Annotated in this window: 20 protein-coding genes and 1 tRNA gene; 10 read left to right on the forward strand and 11 right to left on the reverse strand. The window is 71.8% G+C overall.

Annotation, left to right across the window (positions count from 1 at the left end; all coding sequences use genetic code 11):
* Nucleotides 1–227: 227 nt before the first annotated feature.
* From ABT112_RS16820 to ABT112_RS16840, 5 genes are all read left to right on the forward strand, one after another.
* A complete protein-coding gene (locus ABT112_RS16820; protein WP_351510172.1) occupies nucleotides 228–1,415 on the forward strand; it encodes a helix-turn-helix domain-containing protein in 1,188 nt (395 codons plus the stop codon).
* A 318-nt stretch (nucleotides 1,416–1,733) separates the two neighbouring features.
* On the forward strand, nucleotides 1,734–2,927 hold the full coding sequence (locus ABT112_RS16825) for a helix-turn-helix domain-containing protein (protein WP_351510174.1): 1,194 nt from the start codon (nucleotides 1,734–1,736) through the stop codon (nucleotides 2,925–2,927).
* 112 nt (nucleotides 2,928–3,039) lie between these two features.
* The gene (locus ABT112_RS16830) at nucleotides 3,040–3,414 is read left to right on the forward strand and encodes a DUF6415 family natural product biosynthesis protein (protein ID WP_351510176.1); all 375 of its coding nucleotides are present in this window, start codon (nucleotides 3,040–3,042) and stop codon (nucleotides 3,412–3,414) included.
* A complete protein-coding gene (locus tag ABT112_RS16835) occupies nucleotides 3,411–3,602 on the forward strand; it encodes a hypothetical protein (RefSeq protein WP_351510179.1) in 192 nt (63 codons plus the stop codon). Before ABT112_RS16830 ends, ABT112_RS16835 begins: the two co-directional genes overlap by 4 nt.
* Before the next feature lie 383 nt (nucleotides 3,603–3,985).
* Entirely contained in the window at nucleotides 3,986–5,164 is a 1,179-nt protein-coding gene (locus tag ABT112_RS16840; RefSeq protein ID WP_351510181.1) for a methyltransferase domain-containing protein, read from the forward strand.
* Nucleotides 5,165–5,211: 47 nt separating this feature from the next.
* Here the strand turns inward: ABT112_RS16840 and ABT112_RS16845 are convergent, their stop codons facing one another.
* Nucleotides 5,212–5,421 (reverse strand): helix-turn-helix domain-containing protein, encoded by a 210-nt coding sequence (locus tag ABT112_RS16845; protein ID WP_351510182.1) that lies wholly within the window; start codon nucleotides 5,419–5,421, stop codon nucleotides 5,212–5,214.
* Nucleotides 5,422–5,725: 304 nt separating this feature from the next.
* Nucleotides 5,726–5,797, reverse strand: a tRNA-Val gene (locus tag ABT112_RS16850).
* A 361-nt stretch (nucleotides 5,798–6,158) separates the two neighbouring features.
* On the opposite strand from ABT112_RS16850, the gene ABT112_RS16855 reads away from it, so the two are divergent.
* From ABT112_RS16855 to ABT112_RS16870, 4 genes are all read left to right on the forward strand, one after another.
* Nucleotides 6,159–7,016 carry a DUF4097 family beta strand repeat-containing protein gene (locus ABT112_RS16855; protein ID WP_351510184.1) on the forward strand — a complete coding sequence of 286 codons (858 nt, stop codon included), beginning with the start codon at nucleotides 6,159–6,161 and terminating at the stop codon, nucleotides 7,014–7,016.
* A gap of 74 nt (nucleotides 7,017–7,090) precedes the next feature.
* On the forward strand, nucleotides 7,091–8,491 hold the full coding sequence (locus ABT112_RS16860) for a hypothetical protein (protein ID WP_502975365.1): 1,401 nt from the start codon (nucleotides 7,091–7,093) through the stop codon (nucleotides 8,489–8,491).
* A 398-nt stretch (nucleotides 8,492–8,889) separates the two neighbouring features.
* The gene (locus ABT112_RS16865; RefSeq protein WP_502975366.1) at nucleotides 8,890–9,399 is read left to right on the forward strand and encodes a DUF4383 domain-containing protein; all 510 of its coding nucleotides are present in this window, start codon (nucleotides 8,890–8,892) and stop codon (nucleotides 9,397–9,399) included.
* A gap of 284 nt (nucleotides 9,400–9,683) precedes the next feature.
* Entirely contained in the window at nucleotides 9,684–9,899 is a 216-nt protein-coding gene (locus tag ABT112_RS16870; RefSeq protein ID WP_351510189.1) for an FmdB family zinc ribbon protein, read from the forward strand.
* A gap of 187 nt (nucleotides 9,900–10,086) precedes the next feature.
* On the opposite strand, the gene ABT112_RS16875 is transcribed toward ABT112_RS16870, so the two are convergent.
* The 4 genes from ABT112_RS16875 to ABT112_RS16890 all read right to left on the reverse strand — a co-directional run bounded on the left by ABT112_RS16875 (nucleotide 10,087) and on the right by ABT112_RS16890 (nucleotide 15,473).
* Complete coding sequence (locus ABT112_RS16875; protein ID WP_351510191.1) at nucleotides 10,087–10,746, reverse strand: O-methyltransferase; 660 nt, start codon at nucleotides 10,744–10,746, stop codon at nucleotides 10,087–10,089.
* 37 nt (nucleotides 10,747–10,783) lie between these two features.
* Nucleotides 10,784–11,608, reverse strand: a complete 825-nt coding sequence (locus ABT112_RS16880) for an HAD family hydrolase (RefSeq protein WP_351510193.1) — start codon at nucleotides 11,606–11,608, stop codon at nucleotides 10,784–10,786.
* Nucleotides 11,605–14,187 carry a phosphoribosyltransferase gene (locus ABT112_RS16885; protein ID WP_502975367.1) on the reverse strand — a complete coding sequence of 861 codons (2,583 nt, stop codon included), beginning with the start codon at nucleotides 14,185–14,187 and terminating at the stop codon, nucleotides 11,605–11,607. Before ABT112_RS16885 ends, ABT112_RS16880 begins: the two co-directional genes overlap by 4 nt.
* A gap of 128 nt (nucleotides 14,188–14,315) precedes the next feature.
* On the reverse strand, nucleotides 14,316–15,473 hold the full coding sequence (locus ABT112_RS16890) for an HpcH/HpaI aldolase/citrate lyase family protein (RefSeq protein ID WP_351510195.1): 1,158 nt from the start codon (nucleotides 15,471–15,473) through the stop codon (nucleotides 14,316–14,318).
* A 211-nt stretch (nucleotides 15,474–15,684) separates the two neighbouring features.
* On the opposite strand from ABT112_RS16890, the gene ABT112_RS16895 reads away from it, so the two are divergent.
* The gene (locus tag ABT112_RS16895; protein ID WP_351510197.1) at nucleotides 15,685–16,566 is read left to right on the forward strand and encodes a TerD family protein; all 882 of its coding nucleotides are present in this window, start codon (nucleotides 15,685–15,687) and stop codon (nucleotides 16,564–16,566) included.
* A 108-nt stretch (nucleotides 16,567–16,674) separates the two neighbouring features.
* Here ABT112_RS16895 and ABT112_RS16900 read toward each other — a convergent pair whose 3' ends face one another.
* The 5 genes from ABT112_RS16900 to ABT112_RS16920 form a co-directional block, all read right to left on the reverse strand.
* The gene (locus ABT112_RS16900; RefSeq protein WP_351510199.1) at nucleotides 16,675–17,415 is read right to left on the reverse strand and encodes a TerD family protein; all 741 of its coding nucleotides are present in this window, start codon (nucleotides 17,413–17,415) and stop codon (nucleotides 16,675–16,677) included.
* Between the two features lie 100 nt (nucleotides 17,416–17,515).
* Nucleotides 17,516–18,652, reverse strand: coding sequence for a DUF475 domain-containing protein (locus ABT112_RS16905; protein WP_351510201.1), 1,137 nt, complete (start codon nucleotides 18,650–18,652; stop codon nucleotides 17,516–17,518).
* Nucleotides 18,653–18,701: 49 nt separating this feature from the next.
* The gene (locus tag ABT112_RS16910; RefSeq protein ID WP_351510203.1) at nucleotides 18,702–19,277 is read right to left on the reverse strand and encodes a TerD family protein; all 576 of its coding nucleotides are present in this window, start codon (nucleotides 19,275–19,277) and stop codon (nucleotides 18,702–18,704) included.
* A gap of 112 nt (nucleotides 19,278–19,389) precedes the next feature.
* On the reverse strand, nucleotides 19,390–19,965 hold the full coding sequence (locus ABT112_RS16915) for a TerD family protein (RefSeq protein ID WP_351510234.1): 576 nt from the start codon (nucleotides 19,963–19,965) through the stop codon (nucleotides 19,390–19,392).
* A 130-nt stretch (nucleotides 19,966–20,095) separates the two neighbouring features.
* On the reverse strand, nucleotides 20,096–20,554 hold the full coding sequence (locus ABT112_RS16920; RefSeq protein ID WP_351510205.1) for a peroxiredoxin: 459 nt from the start codon (nucleotides 20,552–20,554) through the stop codon (nucleotides 20,096–20,098).
* Between the last annotated feature and the right edge of the window lie 317 nt (nucleotides 20,555–20,871).

Here is a 20,871-nt window from a genome sequence, read left to right on the forward strand (position 1 = left end):
GGGGAGCTCTCACCAGGGTGAGCGTTCCCCGGCCCTGGGCGGTGCCGCCATGATGAAGCGGTGGTGCAGCCGAAAGACCGGGGCGTCGGCCTCCGCGGTGGCAAGGGCCATCCGTAACTGCTGCCTGCCGCGTGCGTCGCAGCCCCCACCGAAATGGGAGCCGATACAGCAATTCCCGCGGTGCACCGGGAGTACCGTTCTGGTGTCGAGTCAGAACGGAGTTCAGTATGCCCGAGCACACTGACATGCAGATCGGCTCTCGCCTCCGCGACGTACGCAAGCGCCGTGGAATGACACAACGAGACCTCGCCTCGGCCTCATCCGTCTCGCTCTCCCTGATCCGGAAGCTGGAGCAGGGCGAGGTAGCCGACACCCGGATGGAGACCGCCCGCCGTCTCGCCGCCGCCCTCCGAGTGCCCACCACAACACTCCTCACCCGGGACGCCGAGCCCGCCTCCCGCAGCACCGCCGACCACTGGGCGCCGGTCCGCGCCGCCCTGGGCGCACCGCACTCCCCGACCGGCCTGGACGACGAGCCGACCACGGCGGGCGTCGCCGCCGCCCTGGACGCCGCACTGCCCCTCTTCTCCCGCGACCAGTTCGCCGAGCTCGCCCTCGTCCTCCCCGGCCTGCTCCGCGACGCCGACGCCGTAGCGGAGACCGGGCCCGAGGGCCGGGCCGTACGAGTCCGGCTGCTCCAACTGACGGGCTGGCTCCTCACCCAGACACGCCAGTACGGCGCCGCGAGCGAGGCCCTGGCCCGCTCACTGGACGACGCCACCGACCGGCTGCAGGGCGCGGCCACGGTCAACACGCTGTGCTGGCTGCTCCTCCGTCAGGGAAAGCTTGTCGAGGCCCGCGAGCTGGCCACCCGGTGGGCGGATGACACCGAGCCACGGGTGTCCCGGGCGACGCCTGCCGAGCTGAGCGCGTGGGGCTGGATGCTGCTGCGCGTGTCGGCTGCCGCGGTGCGGGACAACCGTGGCGGTGAGGCCACGGACGCGCTGCGGCTGGCCCGGTCCGCGGCGGTCGCGCTCGGCCGCGAGTACGCGCCCCGTCACGACTTCCTGCGCACGTTCGGCCCGGTGACGGTGGCTCTCAAGCGGGCAGAGAACGCGGCCGTGACGGACCGTCCGGACCGCGTCCTCAAGCTGGCCGCGACGATCCCCGGCGACGGGCTGCGCCCCACGTCGAACAACCGCAACCGTCACCTGCTGGACGTGGCGAGTGCGCACGCCTCGATGCGGCAGTACGGCGACGCGGTCAGCATCCTCTCCGGGATCCGGGACGAGTCACCGGAGTGGCTGCCGCAGCAGCGGTACGCGCGGGACATCCTCGACCGGATCGTGACACGCCGGCGGACGCTGACACCGGAGATGCGGTCACTCGCCGAGGCGGTCGCCCTGCCGCTGTAACTCCCTTGGGCACTCCCGGATCTGACGGTCCGGAAGTGCCATTGAGGCCCCCGTCACACCCTCATAGCGTCACGGCATGGACACAGACTGTGCAGGCGAGCGGGGCGACGGGGGCACTGCCACGTCCTCAGGGTGAGCGTTCCCCGGCCCTGGGCGGTGCCGCCACTAAGGGTGCCCCTTCTGGCCTTCGGGCCGGGAGGGGGCGCTTCCGTCATGTCCGAACGCACGTCGGCCCCCACCGAAATGGGGGCCGATCAGCAGTACCCGCGGAGCCGACCGGGGGTACCGTTCTGGTGTCGAAGCTGAACGGAGCCCATGATGGCACAAGCCACCGGGCAGCCCCAGGGCGTTGGCGCGCGCATCCACGAACTCCGCGCGCTCCGCGGCTACTCCCTGCGGGAACTCGCCCAACGAGCCCACGTCTCCAAGAGCATGCTCTCCGACGTCGAACGCGGAGAGCGACACCCAAGCGAACAGGTGATCGCCGCCGTCGCAAAGGCACTGCACGTCTCGGTACCCGTCCTACACGGCCAGCCCTATATTGAGCAGCTGCGCCGCGACCAGCTCGACCAGCTCATCGCCCCGCTGTCGAACGCCCTCGACGACTGGGACATCCCGTCGGCCAATGATGTACCGCCGCCCCGCCCGCTGCCGGAGATCGAGGCCACCGTGCGGCGCATCTACCGGCTCCGGTCCGCCGGCCGCTTCGGCGATCTGGCGCGCGCCCTGCCGGGCACGCTGGCCGAGCTGTCCTACGCGGTTCTCGACGCGTCGCCGGGTGAACGCGAGCGGTTCTGCTGGCTCCAGTCGGAGGCAGCGCTCGGCGGGTTCAGCGTCGCCTACAAGCTCGGCTATCTGGACCTCGCCCGCCTGTCGCTGGCCCGGATGGCCGCCGCCGCGGCACAGTCCGGCGACCCGCGGCAGGTGGCGGTCGAACGGTTGAAGCGCGCCCAGCTGTCGGCCAACGGTCCGGCGATAGAGATGGGCCTGCGGCTGGTCAACCGTGCGCTGGCAGATCTGGACGACGACCGGACGCCGGAGACCCGCGCGGTCCGCGGCGGCCTCATGCTGAAGGGCGTCCAGCTGTACGCGCTGACAGGGCAGGGAGACGAGTCCGACACGTGGCTGGCCGAGGCGCACGGTCTGGCCCGGGACCTCGGCGAGACCGACCACTACGGCATGGTGTTCGGCCCGACGAACGTGGGCCAGCACGGTGTCGCGGCGGCTGGGGACCGGGACGAGCACGGCCTGGCACTGGAGCGGGCGGACGGGGTGCACCCGCCGGAGGGCTATTCGCCGCTGCGGACGGGGCAGTTCCTGGTGGACCGGGCTCGGTCACAGGCGCTGACGGCGCGGCCGGAGGATGCCCTGGCGTCGCTGCTGCGGGCGCGGGAGGTGACGCCGGAGCAGACGCGCTACCACCCGTCAACGCGGGAGACGGTGGGCACGTTGCTGCGGGCCCGGCGCCCGTCGGCGGAGTTGCGCGAGTACGCACTCTGGAGCGGTGTGTAGCCGCAATGTGACTCCAAGTCAAGTCCCTGGTGTCCGCAACCGGCGGACACCAGGGACTTGTCGCGTCGGCAGGATGTGACTGTCAACACACAGTCCGTACATGGAGCCGACCATGACGAGCCCCGAGGGCGCGCCACCCACCGAGGCAACCACCGCGCCCCCCGTCGATGAAGCCACCATCCAGGCCACCATCGACCAAGCCTTACGAACCGGAACCGGCCGCCTCGACATGGACGAGCTGACGGCCCTCGAGGAACTCCTCCTCGGGCACATCCAACTCCTCCTCCCCGACGCCGAAGCCGCGACCGACCGACTCTGGCGCGGCAGCATCACGTGGTACACGGCCCGCGCCCGAATCGACAGCATCCACCACCAGGTGAAGCAGGGACTCGGCAACGGGCCACTCGCCGCCCACATCCAGGTGGACGCACTCGCCCGCGACTGCCACTGGCTCCTGATCCACCACCAGCACCGGCAGCAGGCGTGACCGCCGAACGGTGGTGCCACTGGCACCAGGGCCCCACGGACCGGCCCACCCTCATCGCGCTCATCGAGACCGGCTCGGGCCCCGGCGGAATCCTCTACGCCTGCCCGAGCTGCATGAGCATCTACCGGCTCCGCCCCCTCGACCCGGCCGCGAGCGGCGGCCCCGTGTACGAGCGGCGCCGCACCTGACTGGGTCGCCGGCGGATGTCCCCCCCCTCCGCCGGCGGCCTGCATAACCCCCGCCCCGGTCACCGGAGCCCTGGACAGGTCGTGCGACCGGGGCGGGTTCAGGAAGCAATCAGCTACCCACACAGGAGTGTGACATGTCGAAGCCGAGCAGCCCCGATCCGGCACCCCAGCCCGAGCGGACCCCCGCCAGGCCCGGCGGGCCCAAAGGCGGCCGGTAGGCCGGCACTCACCACCGAACATCACACGAGACCACGAGGAGAACCGATGAGTTGGGCAACAGGAACCGTCACTGCGAAGCACGCGGGCGACAAGGACTTCGGCAAGGCGCCACCGAACCCGGACACCAAGTCGCCCAAGCCTGAGCCGAAGCACAAGGGCAAGTAGTGCAGCCCCTCAGCGAGAAGGAGCAGGCCGCCTTGTGCGGCCTGCTCCGCGAGGCTGCCGACGACCTCGGGGCGCCGGTGCCGGCCGAGTGGGCGAAGGCAGTCACCGCCGCGCCCCGGCACCGGTTCCTGCCGCCCCGGGTGTGGCTGATCGAGGGTGACGGATACGCCCCGTGCGACGCCGAGCAGGAGCCTGACCGGTGGCTGGAGGCGGCCTACGCCGACGCACCGGTGGTCACCCAGGTGAACGACGGACAGGACCCCGGCGACGAGGACGTATGGCCCTCCTCGTCGGCCTCGGCACCGTCGATCGTGCTCCGCATGCTGCGGGAACTGGACGTGCGCGACGGCATGAACGTGCTGGAGATCGGCACCGGCACCGGCTGGAACGCGGGGCTGCTGTCGGCCCGGCTCGGATCGGACCGGGTCACCACGGTCGAGGTCGATCTCGGGCTCGCCGACCAGGCGACCGACATGCTCAAGCGAGCTGGGTACGACCCGTGCGTCGTGGGCGCGGACGGAGCGGAGGGACATGCGGCCCGCGGCCCGTACGACCGGGTGATCGCGACGTGCTCCGTGCAGGAAGTGCCCTACCCGTGGGTGGCGCAGACCAGGCCGGGCGGGGTGATCCTCACCCCGTGGGAGACGCCGTGGTTCTGCTACGGACTGCTGCGGCTGACCGTCGAGGAAGACGGCTCCGCCTCGGGACGGTTCTCGCCGCACTCCGCGTTCATGCTCATGCGCGGGCAGCGGATCGATCTCCGCATCTTCCGGGACGTCGTCCGTGACGAGCACACTCCGGTGGAGTCCTGCACGAGCCTGTCGCCGTGGTCTGTCACGGGCGACGACTGGACCGCCCGGTTCGCCGTGGGGATGCAGTTGCGGGACGTCTGGCACACGTGGCAGGACGAGCCGGACCTTGACGGCGTGCAGCGCCGGTTGTGGGTGGCGACTGCCGATGCGAAGTCGTGGGCCGCTGTCGACTGGGACGGCCACCGGGAGGACCGGTTCACGGTGTGGCAGCACGGGCCTCGCCGGCTGTGGGACGAGGTCGAGGCAGCACATCTGTGGTGGCTCTCTGCCGGTATGCCGCGTCCGGAGGAGTTCGGGCTCACCGTGACACCGGAGGGCGAGCGATTCTGGCTCCGCTTCCCGGACAAGGTTGTCAGCTCGTATTGAGACCGGCCCCGGCTGTCCGTTCCCCGTGGCGGACGGCCGGGGCTCTCTCACGCCGTGAAGAGGTCGACCACGCTCACGTCGTGCGCGCGGGCGATCATCACCAGGTGGTCGACGGAGATGCGGTGAGCCCCCAGCTCCGTCCGGTACACCGCTTGCCAGCCCACTCCGGCGAGGTGGGCGAGCTGCTCCTGCGATAACCACGCCTCTTCACGGTGCCGGCGGACCCGCCTGCGGACGGCGCAGCGCTGCTGGAGCACCAGTCGGGCAGGAGGTCGGTCGGCACCCGGTCAACACTCGGGCTCCATGATCATTTTTTCGGCACCAAAGTTGATGCACGTACTTACCATCGCGTAACAATGGCTGCGGCCAGCCGGTACGTGCGTCCCGGTCGCGCCGCTCCTGCTCCGGTCTCCACGTGCCCCTACTTGGGTTCGATACCTCGTTCGAGTGAAGAGACGGTGCAAGATCACCGGGGGATGTGGAGGACTTCATGTGGACTCCGGGACCAGCAGAAGCCCCGCATCCGAGGGGATACAGGGCTTCCGACCAGGTCATCTAGGGTGGGCACAACAGGATTTGAACCTGTGACATCTGCTTTGTAAGAGCAGCGCTCTACCGCTGAGCTATGCGCCCTGGGATGAGCTGACAGAGTACATGGCCCCCGGGCCGGAGCTCCAAACTGTTGCCGGGCAGGGCCGGGCTTCCCCTGCCTCCGCCGCCCGGCCACCCGGCAGGGAACACGACCTCCCTCCCCGACCGGGACAGAGCCCGCTCCCCGCCCCGCAGACCCCCGCCCCCAAGGCCGCCCCCCAGGAACAGCCCCGGACCTCGGGTTATCCCCACCCCGCCCCCGGTGGGCCGCCGGATGCCGTCGCACATGTCCGACTCCATACAGTCAAGGAGCGTTTTCGTTCCTCGTCCTCGTCGCTACCGGTTTCCGTGCTCGTCGCCGCACCCTTCGTCCTCGTCGCCACCAGCCTCCCGGGAGATCATCGTGGCTCTCCGCCACCGTCCGCCCCACCTCCACACCGCCGACGCCCGTACGCCAGGCGACGCCGACACGCCCGCCCGCGCCGGAGCCCGTACACCCCGTGGCCGCGCCGGCCGGTCGGTGGTCGCGCTCAGTGGAGCGCTGTTGCTCGCCGTGGCCGCCACCGGTTGCGGCAGTGCGGATGCCGCGGACGACAAGACGCCCGAGCGGCGCGACTTCGCCCTCCGGGGGCACGCCCTGACCGTCGTCGCGGAGAACACGGACGTCGAGCTGGTGCCCGCCGATGTGGAGAAGATCGAGGTCACCCGGTGGTTCAACGGCTGGACCGCGGTCGGCGGGGGCGTGGAGAAGTACTGGCGGATGCAGGATGGCGAACTGCGGATCGGCGTCGACTGCGACGGGCTGATCAACAACTGCGACACACGACATGTGATCAAGGTGCCCCGTGCGGCGGCGGTGACCGTCAAGGGGGACAACGGGGATCTCACGGCGAAGGGCTTCGGCACCCCGCTGACGCTGGCGTCGGACAACGGCACCGTACGGGTGAGGGACAGCCGTGGGCGGCTCGACCTCAGCAGCGACAACGGCGGCGTCTCGGCCACCGGCATAGGGGCCCGGCGGGTCTCGGCGCAGTCCGACAACGGAGACGTGCGGCTCGCCTTCGCCCGGGTGCCCGACCGGGTCGAGACCGGGACCGACAACGGCGGGACCGACGTCGCGCTGCCGCGCGCCCGGTACCGGGTCGAGGCCGGCACCGACAACGGCGACACCGACGTCTCGGTGCCGCGGAGCGACCGCAGCGGGCACACCGTCACCGCCCGCAGCGACAACGGCGACATCACGGTGCGTACAGGGAACTGACCAGGCCCGTGTGTTCGTCCCTGCCGGGTGGAAGAATGACACCGGGCAGGGGCGGAAGAGCACGGGAGAGGGATGTGACGGCGACACCACAGCAGCCGTACACGCAGCGAGCACGCCACCGTCGCACCCCCGAGCCGCCGGACCGAGCAGGTGTCCTCCGGGATGTGCTCACCCTCGTCACCGTTCAGCTGGCGCTGCTGGCCGTCACCGCGTCCGGGGCCTTCGCGGGCGGCGGCACCCGCCGCTGGTGGGGCCGCGGCGAGAACCAGCGGGCCGACGCGCAGACCGCCAAGGACGCCGCTGCCGCCGCCTTCTACGAGCTCGACACCGCCCAGCGCGACCTGCGGATCTCCATCGAGACGATCTCCGCCGTGGACGACTCCCCCGGCGCGCGGCGGGCCGTCGAGGAGTTCCGGACCCTCGGGCGGCGTATCGACGACGTCAGCGGTGCCTACATCGGTGCCGTGGACGCGCACGACCTGGACCGCGACGACCTGGAGCCGGCCGCCGCCGCGCGTGCCCGGGACGATCTGACCCGGGCCAGGAACGAGCTGGAGCTGGTCAAGGTCGATCTCGACCGGTTCGCCCAGGGACTCGGGCCGCTGCTGGAGAAGGCCGAGACGCAACTCGCGCGGCTGGCACCCGCGGTCGAACGGGCCCGGCAGGCGCTGCTCGCCGCCACCCGCGCCCTCGACGAGGTGCGCGCCTCCGGCCTGCGGGCGGATGACCTCGCGGCCCGGCTCGCCGCGCTCTCCCCCGAGCTGACCAAGCTCAACCAGGGGGCGGGGCAGCACGGCGTCCAGGAGACGATCCGCCGCGCGGACGAGGTGCTGCGGGGCGCGGAGGCCGTGCGCAGCGAGGCCGAGCGGCTGCCCGAGAAGGCCGCGGAGATCGACCGCCGGCTGGTGTCGCTGCGCACCCGGGCCCAGGCGCTGACCACCCGGTCCGAAGGGGTCGAGCCGGTGCTCAGCGAGCTGCGCCGCCGGTACAGCGCCGCCTGCTGGCAGGACCTCCAGCCGGTTCCGGAGCAGGCGGCCCGGTCCGTCGCCCAGGCCGAGGAGAAGCTCAAGGAGGCGCAGGCGGCCCGCGACGACCAGCGCTGGCCGGACGCGACGTCGCTGCTCAGCACGGTCCGGGCGCTGCTGAACACCACGGACGACGCGGTGTCGGCCGCCGGTGACCGGCTGCGGCGGCTGGACGAGGTGTCCACCGACCCCTCGCGGGAGATCGAGCGCACGCGGTTCGCGATCCGGGACGCCCAGCGCCTCGCGATGGCCGGGCGCAGCACACCGGACCCCCGGCACGCGCGTCCGCTGGACGACGCGGTGGCCCGGCTGGACCGGGCCGTGGCCGGCCTGGAGGGCCGGCACCCGGACTACTGGCACTTCCTCACGGAGACCGAGGGCGTCCGGAGGACCGTGGCGCGGGTCGTGGCCGGGATCCGCGAGGACCTGGGGCACGGGAGCGCTCCCTAGGCTTCTCCGCCTCCCCTGAGGCGCCTCCCCTGCGGCGCCTCCCCTGCGGCCCGGCTCGCACCCCGCGGCGCCCGGCAGCGGGCAGTCCCTGCCGCGGTGGTGCCGATCCGCGCTGGTCCCTGTCCGCGCTGGTGCCTGTCACCGCCGGCCCCCGTCCCCGCCGGTCCGGCTCGGTGGCGAGGTGCGCGGGGGGAACGGATGCTGGGAGTGGGCGCGGCCCGGTGCGCGCCCGTGCTCGCGACCGGGAAGGAGGCGGTTCCATGGCCGCCGACCCCACCGCACGGAGTGATCGGAGCGCACGCACCCCACGCAGCGCACGCACCCCACGCAGCGAACGGACCCCACGGAGCGATCGGGCCGCGCGTCGCCGGAGGATCCGCCTCGACGAGCACCTGCCCGTGGACCACCGTCTGAGCAAGGTCTACCGGGTGGGCGCCGGGGTCATGGGGCTGGTGCTGCTGGCGTTCGGCATCGTGGGACTCACCGGCAACATCGGGGTGTTCGACACCGGCGGTGACACGGTGGCCGGGCTGAACACCAACGGCGCGCTGAGCGTGCTGTCGATCGTCGTGGGCGTGCTGCTCTTCGTCGGCATGGTGCTCGGCGGGAACTTCGCCTCGACGCTGAACATCGTGATCAGCGTGGGGTTCCTGCTCAGCGGGTTCGTCAATCTGGCGCTGCTGGAGACCGACGTCAACTTCCTGGCGTTCCGCATCCAGAACGTGCTGTTCAGCTTTGTGGTCGGCATCCTGTTGATGATCTTCGGGATGTACGGACGGGTGAGTCTGACGCTGCCGCACGACAACCCGTACTGGCGGTCCCGGCACCCCGAGCAGGCCGAGCGGGAGCAGGCGGCACTGCGCGCCAAGGCGACCCGGCTGAGCATCCAGGCCCGGCAGCGCGACTGACGGCGGACGGCGGACGGCTGACGGCTGACGGACGGGACGGAGAGGGCCGGAACAGCAGGGTCGGAAGGATCGGAAGGAACAGGAACGGCCGGGACGGAGACGGCCGATACCCGGACGCACGCGTCGCCAGGACCGGGCCGGGTTCCGGCCGTCGGTTCCCGGTGGGTTTCCGGCCGCCCGTTCCGGCCGCCGGTTCCAGCCGCCCCGGCCGAGCGTTCCGGCCAACTGCGCCGGAGGGCCGCCGAGGACCACCGCTCCCCCACCGGGGCGGATACTCTGGGGCCATGCCTCGCTACGAGTACAGCTGCCGCTCCTGCGGGACCACCTTCGAGCTCAACCGCCCGATGGCCGAGTCCGACGCGCCCGCCACCTGCCCGGACGGCCACCAGGACACGGTGAAGCTGCTGTCCACCGTCGCCGTGGGCGGCACCGCCTCGGCTCCGGCCGCGCCCGCCGGTGGCGGCGGAGGCGGCTGCTGCGGTGGCGGCTGCTGCGGCTGACCGCACGCCACCGCTGCCCTCCGAGGCGGCCCTCACCGACGCCACCGCTGCCCTCCGAGGCGGCGCTCACCGCCGCCTCCGGAGCGGCCCGGGCGGTCGGCCTGCCCGTGACCGCCCCGGATGCCCGTGCCCTCGCTGCCTCCCGGACCGGCCGGTCCTAGGGCGTGCGGCGCTCAGGGTCGTCGTATCAGCGTTTGCGGGACAGCGTCAGGCCGTCCGCGATCGTGACCAGCACCGACTCCATGCGGCCGTCCGCGACCACATGGTCGTTGAACGCCCGGATCGAGGCCGCGGGACCGGTGGCGGCCGGGTCGGGGACCTGGCCGTGGAAGAGCACGTTGTCCACGACCACCAGGCCGCCCTGCCGCATCCTGGGCACCAGTTCCTCCCAGTACGGGATGTAGTTCTCCTTGTCGGCGTCCAGGAACGCCAGGTCGATGTGCGGCTCCTCGGGCATGCCGCGCAGGGTGTCGAGGGCGGGCGCGATCCGCAGGTCGACGCGGTCGGCCACCCCGGCCTTCGCCCAGGCCGTGCGGCCGTACGCGGTCCACTCCTCCGAGACGTCACAGGCGATCACCCGGCCGCCGGGCGGCAGCGCCTCGGCCATGGAGAGGGTGGACAGGCCCGTGAAGGTGCCGACCTCCACGATGTGCCGGGCGCCGGTGAGCCGTACCAGAAAGGCCAGCAACGGGCCCTGTTCCTCGGCCACCTGGAGGCCGGCGACGTCGGCGAGGGCGGTGTGCGTGGTCTCGACGAGCTCGCGCTGCACCGGGTCGAGCGGCGGGTTGTGCGCGAGCACGTAGTCGTAGAGCTCCTGGGTCAGCGGGTTCGATTTCGACTCAGCCATGCCGTCATCCTGGCTCACCCGGAGACGGCGTGCAGCCTCATCGGGAGACGGCCCGCAGCGCCTCCCGCAGGATCTCCTCCCCGGCGGCCACCCCGCGCAGCCCGAGCGCGGTGACGTGGGGCGCGGTCCAGCCGCTGTCGGCCAGTTCGCCGTGGCCGGGACGCCACCCCCGGTCGCCTGCGAGCAGCAGGTCCGCGTCGAGGAGCGAGTCCCCCGCCGTGAGGACCCGGCCGGCGCCCGTGCGGCGCACGACCTCGGCGAGGGCGGCGCTCTTGGTGAGCGGCTTCGGCACGGCGTAGACCTTGCGGCCCTGCAGCGAGACGGTCCAGCCCTGCTCCTCGGCCCAGTCGGCGAGGTCCTTCACCCAGTTGTCGGGGAGCAGCCCCCGGTCGACGACGAGATAGGCGAAGAGGTCCTCGGCGACCCGCTCCTTGAGCAGCCAGGACGGATCGGCGGAGCGCACCAGGTACTCGCGGACGGCGGCGAGCGGGGCGCAGCCGGAGTCCAGGGTGCGGCGGACGTGGGCCTGCCAGTCGGGGTCGGACACGCCGTCCACCAGGAGGTGCCCGCCGTTGGCGCAGATCGCGTACCGGGAGGCGGGGCCGGGCAGGCGGATGCGGCCGTACTGCTCCCGGGTGCGGGTGGTGGTGGGCACGAAGACCGCGGCGCGGGCCAGTTCGGCGAGCAGGCCGGCCGCGGTCTCGGTCACGTAGGAGAGCGGCTGGTGCTGGTAGACCTCGACGCAGAGCAGCCGGGGGGCCCGGTCGTCGGGCATGTCGAGCCCGAGGGCGGCCGCGGAGTAGATCAGGGTGCGGTCGAGGTCGCTGGCGACCAGGGCGGGAGCGGCGGGAGCCGGTGTCATGACGCGTTCACCGCCCGGCCGTCGGTGCCGGTCGCGCCGCGGGTGTAGCGGGGGTGGATCAGCCCGACGCAGGTGTAGGGCAGGCCGTCGACCTCCTCGACCGGCACGTCGCGCTGCTCGGCGAGGAGCCGTACGTGGTCCAGGTCGGCGCCCGCGCCGCGGCGCGCGAGGATCCGCCAGGGGACGCGGCGCAGCAGGACGCGGGTGGTCTCGCCGACGCCGGGTTTGACGAGGTTCACGTCGTGGATGCCGTACTGCTCGCTGATCCGCTCCACCGCGGCCCAGCCCTCCCAGGTGGGGGTGCGGTCGGCGGCCATGAGCTCCTTGGCGTCGCGGGTGGCGTCGTCGGTGACCTCGGCGAAGCGGGCGGCGACGGTGTCGAGGAAGAGGCCGGAGACATCGGATCCGGCCAGTTCGCGGTAGAACTTCGCGCCGTGGAAGTCGTCCGGCCCGACGAGGTCGGCGCGCAGCACGGTCCGCGAGACCAGGCCGGAGACCGTGGAGTTCAGGCAGGCGGAGGGGATGAGGAAGTCCTCGCGGGTGCCGTAGGTGCGGACGCAGCGGCCCGGGTCGGCGAGCACCGCGACCTCCGGGTCGAATCCGGGGAAGGGCGCGACGGCGGCGGCCAGTTCGCGGGTGATGGCGCCCTTGCCGGTCCAGCCGTCGACGAAGACGACGTCGGCCGGGTCGTGGTGGGCCGCCAGCCAGCGCAGCGCCGTGGTGTCGATGCCCCGGCCGCGGACGATGGAGATGGCGTAGTGCGGGAGGTCGAGGCCGTGCGCGTGCCGGGCCCAGCGGCGCATGAGGACGCCGACGGGGGTTCCGGCGCGCGCCAGGGACACCAGGACCGGGCCGCCGCCCCGGCGGTCCGCGCCGCCGCGTTCGGCGAGGACGGTCTCGGTGACGGTGCCGACCGCGCGGGCGATCCGGGCGGCGGAGGTGTCCAGCGCGGAGCGGAAGAGCTCCTGGTAGGCGGCGTTGGGCTGGTACTCGACGGGCAGCGACTCGGCGTAGTGGGCGCCGCCGCGCTGGATCGCCTCCTCCCGCTCCTCGGTGGGTGCCTCCAGCGCGGCTTCGGAGAAGTCCTGGAGGAGCCAGCCGACGTCGTCGGGGGCGTAGGACGAGAAGGCCGGTCCGCGCAGCGGCTCCGGGAGGGCCCCGGTGCCCGGCCGGCCGGCGCCGGGGGCCGCCGCCGGGATGTCGTCCTGGTGTCGGCCATCGTCCCGCCGCTCACCGCCGGGCGCGGTGCGGTTCCGCGCCGGCGCGGGGACGTACGAGGGCACCACGGCGAGCAGCACCCGGTCGGTGTGCGGGGCCAGATGTGCCAGCAGGCCGTCGGGGGCCTGGAGTCCGGGGGTGTCGCCGACGGAGTCGACCACGGCGACGACCGCGTCGAAGCGGCGGCCGGGGTCGCTGCCGGGGGCGACGTTGTAGGCGTAGCGGAGCCCGGGGCCGTCCGCCGGGGCGTCGTGGTCGCCGAAGACGAGCCGGGTGCGGATCGCGTATCCGGGGGCGTCCACGGCGAGGACCGGGGAGCGCGTCGTGGTGGAGTAGCGGACCTCCGCGTCCGCCGCCCGGTCCAGGGCCTGCGCCAGCCGCAGCGGCGCGTACATCAGCTCCTCGAAGCCGAGGACGAGCACCCGCCGGGCCCCGGCGGGCAGGGCTGCGGCGATCCGGGCGGCCATGTCCGGCAGGGCCCGGTCGAGCGCGTCCCGGTGGGCGGGGGTGAAGCCGTGCCGTCCGCCGTCCGGGAGGCCCGCGGGCCAGCCCAGGTCGACGCGCACCGCCGCGTGGGGGTCCGCGGGAGCGGGCGGCGGGGTCTCGTGCTCCTCGACGAGCCGGCGGCCCCGGTCCAGGACGTCCTCGGGCAGCCGGACGCCGCCCGCGGCCAGGGCGACCAGGTCCACCCGGGCGCCGAGCCCCGCGGCGAAGGCGTCGAGCCGCTCCCGGTCCCCGGCCGACCGCATGTCGACGAGGGCGACCACCACGTAGTGGTCGCGCGGGTGGCGGGCGTGCAGCGAGCGGATGGTGTTGCGGACGGTGTTGCCGGTGGAGAATTCGTCGTCGACCAGGACCAGCGGGCCGTCCCCGGTCAGCAGCTGAGGATCCTCGGGCAGCAGCAGGTGGTCGGTGGCGTGGCTGTGGGCCTCCTGGAACTCGGCGGCCGGCCCGACCCCGGCCACCGGGCGGCGGGTGGAGTGCAGGCACGGCGCGGTGCCCAGCCCGTCGGCGACCGAGTGGCCGAGGCCGGTGGCGGTCTCGGCGTAGCCCAGGACGACGGCCCGCGCGGCGGCCTCCTCGCCGAGCAGCTCGCGCACCCGCCGGCCCAGCCCGAAGCCCGCTCCGTGGACGGTGTCCGGCCGCTGCGGCACATGCTTGCCGAGGACGTTCGAGACGAGGAGGTGGGCCCGTTTGGGGTTGCGGCGCAGCGCCATGCCCAGCAGGCCGGTCAGCTCCTCGTCCCCGGTGAGCTCCACACCCAGCCGGTCCGCGACCCACTGTCCCGACCACACCATGCCGCGCCGTTCTCCCGTCCTGTCGGCGGCCGTCCCGTCGACGACCGTCCCGTGTTCCGTCATGTCCGCGGCAGCCACACCGCTCGCCGCCGCCCTCCCGGGAGGCGCCCCGGTCCCGGCGGAGCCGTTCCCCGGAGACCCGGTCCCCGGCCTGCCCCGCACGGCCGTCCGCCCGCCGCGGCCCGCAGCGGTCACGTCAGCCCCGCGGCGAGCAGTTCGACGAAGCCCACGTCCTCCCGGGCCACCCCGAAGACCTCGGCCCGCAGGAGCGTGCGCTCGGCCCACGCCCGGTGCGGCTTCACCTCGTTCATCTTGTTCGTGTACGCCGACCGCAGCACTCCGCCGCCGCAGCGTTCCGGTTTCAGTATGTCCGCTGCGTCGCTGAACTCCTCATGGCTGACCACGGACAATGCATGAACGGGGGTGACGTGCGACGGGTGGATGCAGGTCTTGCCCTGCAGACCGTTGGCCCGGTCGAGCTCTATCTCCCGCAGCAGCCCGTCGAGGTCGTGCTCGATGAGCGCGGTGCGCAGCTCCTCGGCGCGCCCGGTGAACGGGCTGCGCCGCAGCTGGGGCTTGAACATCCGCTCCTGGAGCCGGAAGTACTCCCAGACCGGCCCGGTCACGGTGTAGCCGGTGCCGTCCGCGCGGCCGAGGGTGTTCACCACGTCGCCGATCACCGAGGCGACGATCTGGACGTCGTAGGCGGTCATGTCCGGCGGGCGGCGCAGTCCGTAGGCGGAGCAGAAGTCGGTGACGCCGAGCCGGAGCGCCAGGACGCGGTCGCGGTACTTGTCGACGGTCCGCCGGATGCCGGCCAGCGTCTCGGGGCGGCTCTCCAGGTGCAGCAGTTCCGGGGACTCCAGGACGGGCATGGCGAAAAGCCGCCGTCCGCAGTCCGTCTCGGCCGCGGTCAGCGCCTCCAGGAAGGGCACTCCGCGCTCCTCGGTGAACTTCGGCAGCACGAATCCGGACAGGGTCCGCACGGCCGGCCCGAGCCGGTGCACGAGGTCGGGGATCTGCCCCGGCTCCCGGACCCGGACGAAGAGCAGCGGGTGGTCCCGTGCGCCGTCGTGGAGGGCGGTGAGGTGCCGGACCAGGTTGTCCTCGGCCGCCGCGACCTCGGTGTCGCTGATGGAGTCCTCCAGGCACAGCACCATGGACACCACACCGCGGTCGGCCTGTTTGAGCACGTCCTCGGCGAGCCGGGGACGGGTCGCGGGGCTGTAGAGCGTCGCGCCGAGGGCGGCGGCGAGCGTACGGGCCGGGGCGTCCGCGGTGAACTCGGCCGGTTCACGGTGGAACAGTCCCTGGCGGACGCCGGGCGACAGGTGCCCGAAATGACGCATGCGTTCCCCCGTGCTGATGACAGTGCGACGACTCGATCCAGCCGGTCATCGTACGTCCGGCCAAGGGTCAAGAGTTCCCCAAAACCATGAACGAGTCCATAAAAACCAAGTAGCCGGTACGCGTCACCGACGTTGCCGACGGCCGGACACCGGGGGCGTCTCCGAACCCCCGCGTTGTTCCCGCCGTCACGGGGAGGGCAGGATTGCGGACATGACGCATGCGATGCTCAAGGGGTCGAACATCCCGCTGGAGGCCACCACCGTACGGGCGGTACTGCGCTGGACCCCCGGTCCGGACGTACCCGATGTCGATGCGTCGGCCCTGCTGCTGGGCCCCGACGGGCGGGTGCGTACGGATGAGGACTTCATCTTCTACAACCAGCCGCAGCACCCGTCCGGCCTGGTCCGCCACCTGCCCAAGAAGCGGCTGGCCGAAGGGCTCACCGACACCATCGAGGCGGAGCTGCCGCCGATGGAACCGTCGGTCGACCGGGTGGTGCTGGCCGCGTCCGCGGACGGCGGCGCCTTCGGCATGGTCCAGGACCTGTGCGTGCTGCTGTACGCCGCCGACGAGCCGGCGGCGGGCGGCGAGCCCGGCAGCGGCGAGCCGATCGCGACGTTCGTGGTGCAGCCCGAGACCGGCGACGAAACCGCCCTGATCTGCGGAGAGTTCTACCGTCGCGGGGACGCCTGGAAGTTCCGCGCGCTGGGCCAGGGCTACGACTCCGGTCTGCTCGGCCTGGCCACCGAGTTCGGGATCTCGGTCGAGGAGGGCGGGCCGGAGACGGCCGGCACCCCGGAGCCGGAGGCCTGGCCGCAGCCCGGTCCCGAGGCGCAGCAGTCGCCGTCCCAGCCGCTGCCCGAGGCACAGCCCGAGCCGCGCCCCGTCGCCGACTCCGCGCCCACCGAGCCCCTGCAGCAGGGGTACGGCTATCCCCCGCTGCCTCCGACCGCACCGCCCACGGTGCCGCCGCAGCAGCCCGCGCCCGCCTACGGCTACCCGCAGCAGCCCGCGTACGGCTATCCGCAGTCCGCGACGGGCGAGCCGGTGACGCTGCCGCCCCAGGGGCCGCAGTTCCAGCAGAACCGATGAGGTGACGGCGGCCGGTTCCGTGTGCCGGAACCGGCCCCGGCGCACGGGCCGTTCGGACGGCCGGCGTCCGGGACGGCCCGGACGTGCCGGTCGTGGCGGTCGTGCTGCCTAGACCCCGGTCTTCTTGTACCCCCGGCCCCAGTGCATCCCCCAGCCGTAGAGCCGGTCGAGCTCGGCCTGGAAGCCGTAGACGTACTTCACCTCGCGCCGGACCGTCAGCTCGCCCTTGTTGTTCTCGATCATCAGCACGGCGCAGGAGCGGGCCTGCGGGGCGCGCTCGTCGAGGCCGATCTCCACCCGCGGGCCGTTGCTGGGGTAGAGGGTGACGACGGCGTGCGTGCGGTCGAAGGCCGGGGTGCCGTCGTAGATGTAGACGAAGATCAGCAGCCGCTTGATCTCGTCCCGGTGGTCCAGGTTGATGTAGATCGTCTCGCCGGAGCCGGATCCGAACCGGTCGTCGCCGCTGAGCTTCACATACGGCGGGGAATTGATGTCGCCGAGGAATTCGCCGAGCGGCTGGACGACGCCCTTGGTGCCGTCCTGCAGCTCGTAGAGGCAGGCCAGGTCGAGGTCGATCTGCACCACCGCGGGCCCCTGCGCCTGCACCATCTCGGGCTGGAACATCCTGAGCGGGTGGCGCAGCAGGTCTCTGATGCTCCGGGTGCGGCCGCCGATGTCGGACGTGCGCATCCGCCAGGACAGATTGACGCGCAGATTTCCGGTGGCCGCGCCCTGTTTGGTGAGCGACACCGTCGCATGGCGTTTCGTCAGCTCGATGGTGTTCGACGACGCGTTGCCGCTGTCGAATCCCGACCCTCCGCCCCGCAGCACGTTGTTCCAGAAGGACATCTCGACCCCCACATTTGTCGGCCCCGAACAGCACGGGGCGGCCACGAGGACTGCGCCTCGTGACCGCCCCGGTTCAGAGCGTTCCTCAAACCCGCTGTGGTCACACCCCGGAGGTGACCTCGGACTTCTCCTCGCTGGAGCCGCCCTCGGCCGCCTCGGCGCGGTTGCGGCGCACCGACGACCAGAAGGACAGGGCGATCAGCAGGACGCCGATGCCGCCGGTGATGACCTCGGGGATCTCGTACTGGATGGTGACGAGCAGGATCACCGCGAGGGCGCCGATGGCGTAGTGCGCACCGTGCTCCAGGTAGACGTACTCGTCGAGCGTGCCCTGGCGCACCAGGTAGACCGTGAGCGACCGGACGTACATCGCGCCGATGCCGAGGCCCAGCGCCATCCAGAAGATCTGGTTGGTGACGGCGAAGGCGCCGATGACGCCGTCGAAGGAGAAGGACGCGTCCAGCACCTCGAGGTAGAGGAACATGAAGAACGCGGCCTTGCCCGCGATGCCGACCATGGTGGGCTCCTTGCCCGCCTTCTTGGCCTCCTCCTCGGCCTCCTGCTCGCGCTCCTCCTCTTCCTCGAGCTTGTTCTCGAAGTGGCCGGAGAGTCCGCCCACCAGGAGGTAGGTGATCAGACCGGCGACCCCCGCGAGCAGCACGGTGGACGACTTGTCGGCGTGACCGGTGCTCTGGTGCGCGTGGGTGGCGAAGGTCATCGCCGAGACCAGCAGCACGATCAGGGCGATGCAGACCGACAGCATGTCGACCTTGCCGAGCTTGGCGAGCGGGCGCTCGATCCAGCCGAGCCACTTGATGTCCCGGTCCTCGAAGATGAAGTCCAGGAAGATCATCAGCAGGAACATGCCACCGAAGGCGGCGATCGCCGGGTGGGCGTCGGTGACCAGGGCCTGGTACTCGTCCGGCTTGTCCAGAGCGAGCTGCACGGCCTCGATCGGCCCCACCTTGGCGCTGATCGCGACGATCACGACCGGGAACACCAGCCGCATACCGAAGACCGCGATGAGAATGCCGATGGTGAGGAAGATCTTCTGCCAGAAGGCATTCATCTTCTTCAGCACGCCGGCATTGACGACGGCGTTGTCGAAGGAGAGGGAGATCTCGAGGATGGACAGGATCAACACGACCCCGAACGCCTGCCACCCCCATCCCCAGGCGGCTGCGGCAAGGCCGATCACCGTGACGGCGAACGACCAGCCGAACGTTTTCAGAAGCACTGGCTACCCAATCGTGTGTACGGGGTCCCCCGCGCCCGGGGCGCAGGCTTTACGAAACATTGACCCCGAAGTCTAGAGCGATGCCGCGGAGTCCTGACGCGTACCCCTGTCCCACCGCCCGGAACTTCCATTCCCCTTCGTACCGGTAGACCTCGCCGAAGATCATCGCGGTTTCGCCCGAGGCGTCCTCGCTCAGGTCGTAACGCGCCAGCTCCTGCTGGTCCGCCTGGTTCACCACCCGGATAAACGCATTCCTGACCTGGCCGAATGTCTGGCCGCGGGCGTCGGCGTCATGAATCGAGACCGGAAAGATGATCTTGTCCACGTACTCGGGGACGGTGGAGAGATCCACCAGGAGCGACTCGTCGTCGCCCTCGCCCTCACCGGTGAGGTTGTCGCCGGTGTGCTCCACGGAGCCGTCCGGGCTCTTGAGGTTGTTGTAGAAGACGAACCACTCGTCGCCGAGCACCTTGCCCGCCTGGCAGAGCAGGGCACTGGCATCGAGGTCGAACGCCGCACCGGTGGTGGAGCGCGCGTCCCAGCCCAGTCCGACCATCACCTGCCTGAGGTTCGGCGCGGCCTTGGAGAGGGAGACATTGCCCCCTTTGGCGAGCGTGACGCCCATGTGTGTTTCCTCCCCTGAGTGATCTGCGGGTGACCTGCGCGAGCGGCACCCGATCCGCGTCCGGCGCCGCACCCCGGGAGGGTGGCGGCGCCGGACACCGGTGGACCCGCGGTCAGACGTTGACCCCGAAGTCCTGCGCGATGCCGCGCAGACCCGAGGCATACCCCTGTCCGATGGCCCGGAACTTCCATTCCGCGCCATTGCGGTACAGCTCGCCGAAGACCATGGCGGTCTCCGTCGAGGCGTCCTCACTGAGGTCGTACCGCGCCAGCTCGTTGTTGTCGGCCTGGTTCACCACGCGGATGAACGCGTTGCGGACCTGGCCGAAGCTCTGCTGACGGCTCTCCGCCTCGTAGATCGAGACGGGGAACACGATCTTGGTGACATCGGCCGGCACGGCGGCGAGGTTCACCTTGATCTGCTCGTCGTCGCCCTCGCCCTCGCCGGTGATGTTGTCACCGGTGTGCTCGACCGAGCCGTCCGGGCTCTTGAGGTTGTTGAAGAACACGAAGTTCTGGTCGTTGCCGACCTTGCCCTCGGCGTTGGTCAGCAGGGCGCTGGCGTCGAGGTCGAAGTCGGTACCGGTGGTGGTACGGGCGTCCCAGCCCAGTCCGACGGTGACCGCCGTCAGGTTGGGGGCTGCCTTGGACAGCGAGACGTTGCCGCCCTTGCTGAGGCTGACTCCCACGAGTCCTCCCATCGATTCGAGGGGAACGTAGACAACCTGCGCCCCCGTCGTGCTTGGCATCGGATCAACGAATCGATCCTAGTGAGCGGTTCCCCCCCGACTACAGGGGGTTTGCCGCGGAGAGTCCCGGTCAGAGCGTGTCGAGGGCCTTCACGTACTCCTTCAGGTCCCGGGCGTCGGGCAGACCGTTGACCACGGTCCAGCGCACCACGCCCTCCTTGTCGATGATGAAGGTGCCGCGGACCGCGCAGCCCTTCTCCTCGTCGAAGACGCCGTAGGCGCGCGACGCCTCGCCGTGCGGCCAGAAGTCCGACAGCAGCGGGTACTCCAGCCCCTCCTGCTCGGCGAAGACGCGGAGGGTGAACGGGGAGTCGTTGGAGACGGCAAGCAGCTGCACGTCGTCGTTGACGAAGCGGGGCAGCTCGTCCCGCAGGGCGCACAGCTCGCCGGTGCAGACGCCGGTGAAGGCGAACGGGTAGAAGAGGAGCACGACGTTCTTCTCCCCGCGGAAGTCGGAGAGACGCACGGTCTCGCCGTGCTGGTTCTTCAGCTCAAGATCCGGGGCCTTCGTACCGACCTCGATCGCCATGGCGCGTATCCCTCTCTCGAGACGGGCCGGCCCCCGGGAGGCCTGTGCCGCCCCGGCGCCGGCGGGTTCCCGGCCAGTCTGTCACTGCGGGCGGGGCGGGACGCACCATGCCCCCGGTGGCGGGGCCACCGGGGGCATGGAGTGCCTGGCGTGTCCGGTCCGGGGACGGGTCCCCGGAAGCCGGGCGGCAAGGAAATCGGAGGCGGAGCCGTGAGCGGTTGCCCGGTGCGGCAGCGGGGCGCGGGCGCCGCCGGCCGGCGATCCGGTGGCGCGCGGCTCCTTCGAGCGGGCCGCTCAGGCCCTGGCGGCGGGGATCG

The sequence above is a fragment of the Streptomyces sp. NPDC002055 genome, from assembly GCF_040296705.1.
GTDB lineage: Bacteria > Actinomycetota > Actinomycetes > Streptomycetales > Streptomycetaceae > Streptomyces.

Bases quoted from the DNA above. Each gene is read 5' to 3' on its own strand.
- ABT112_RS16885 (WP_502975367.1), bottom strand. From the start codon at position 14,187: ATGACGGAACACGGGACGGTCGTCGACGGGACGGCCGCCGACAGGACG.
- ABT112_RS16920 (WP_351510205.1), bottom strand. From the start codon at position 20,554: ATGGCGATCGAGGTCGGTACGAAGGCCCCGGATCTTGAGCTGAAGAAC.
- ABT112_RS16830 (WP_351510176.1), top strand. From the start codon at position 3,040: ATGACGAGCCCCGAGGGCGCGCCACCCACCGAGGCAACCACCGCGCCC.
- ABT112_RS16870 (WP_351510189.1), top strand. From the start codon at position 9,684: ATGCCTCGCTACGAGTACAGCTGCCGCTCCTGCGGGACCACCTTCGAG.
- ABT112_RS16900 (WP_351510199.1), bottom strand. From the start codon at position 17,415: ATGTCCTTCTGGAACAACGTGCTGCGGGGCGGAGGGTCGGGATTCGAC.
- ABT112_RS16875 (WP_351510191.1), bottom strand. From the start codon at position 10,746: ATGGCTGAGTCGAAATCGAACCCGCTGACCCAGGAGCTCTACGACTAC.
- ABT112_RS16880 (WP_351510193.1), bottom strand. From the start codon at position 11,608: ATGACACCGGCTCCCGCCGCTCCCGCCCTGGTCGCCAGCGACCTCGAC.
- ABT112_RS16820 (WP_351510172.1), top strand. From the start codon at position 228: ATGCCCGAGCACACTGACATGCAGATCGGCTCTCGCCTCCGCGACGTA.
- ABT112_RS16825 (WP_351510174.1), top strand. From the start codon at position 1,734: ATGGCACAAGCCACCGGGCAGCCCCAGGGCGTTGGCGCGCGCATCCAC.
- ABT112_RS16890 (WP_351510195.1), bottom strand. From the start codon at position 15,473: ATGCGTCATTTCGGGCACCTGTCGCCCGGCGTCCGCCAGGGACTGTTC.
- ABT112_RS16910 (WP_351510203.1), bottom strand. From the start codon at position 19,277: ATGGGCGTCACGCTCGCCAAAGGGGGCAATGTCTCCCTCTCCAAGGCC.
- ABT112_RS16895 (WP_351510197.1), top strand. From the start codon at position 15,685: ATGACGCATGCGATGCTCAAGGGGTCGAACATCCCGCTGGAGGCCACC.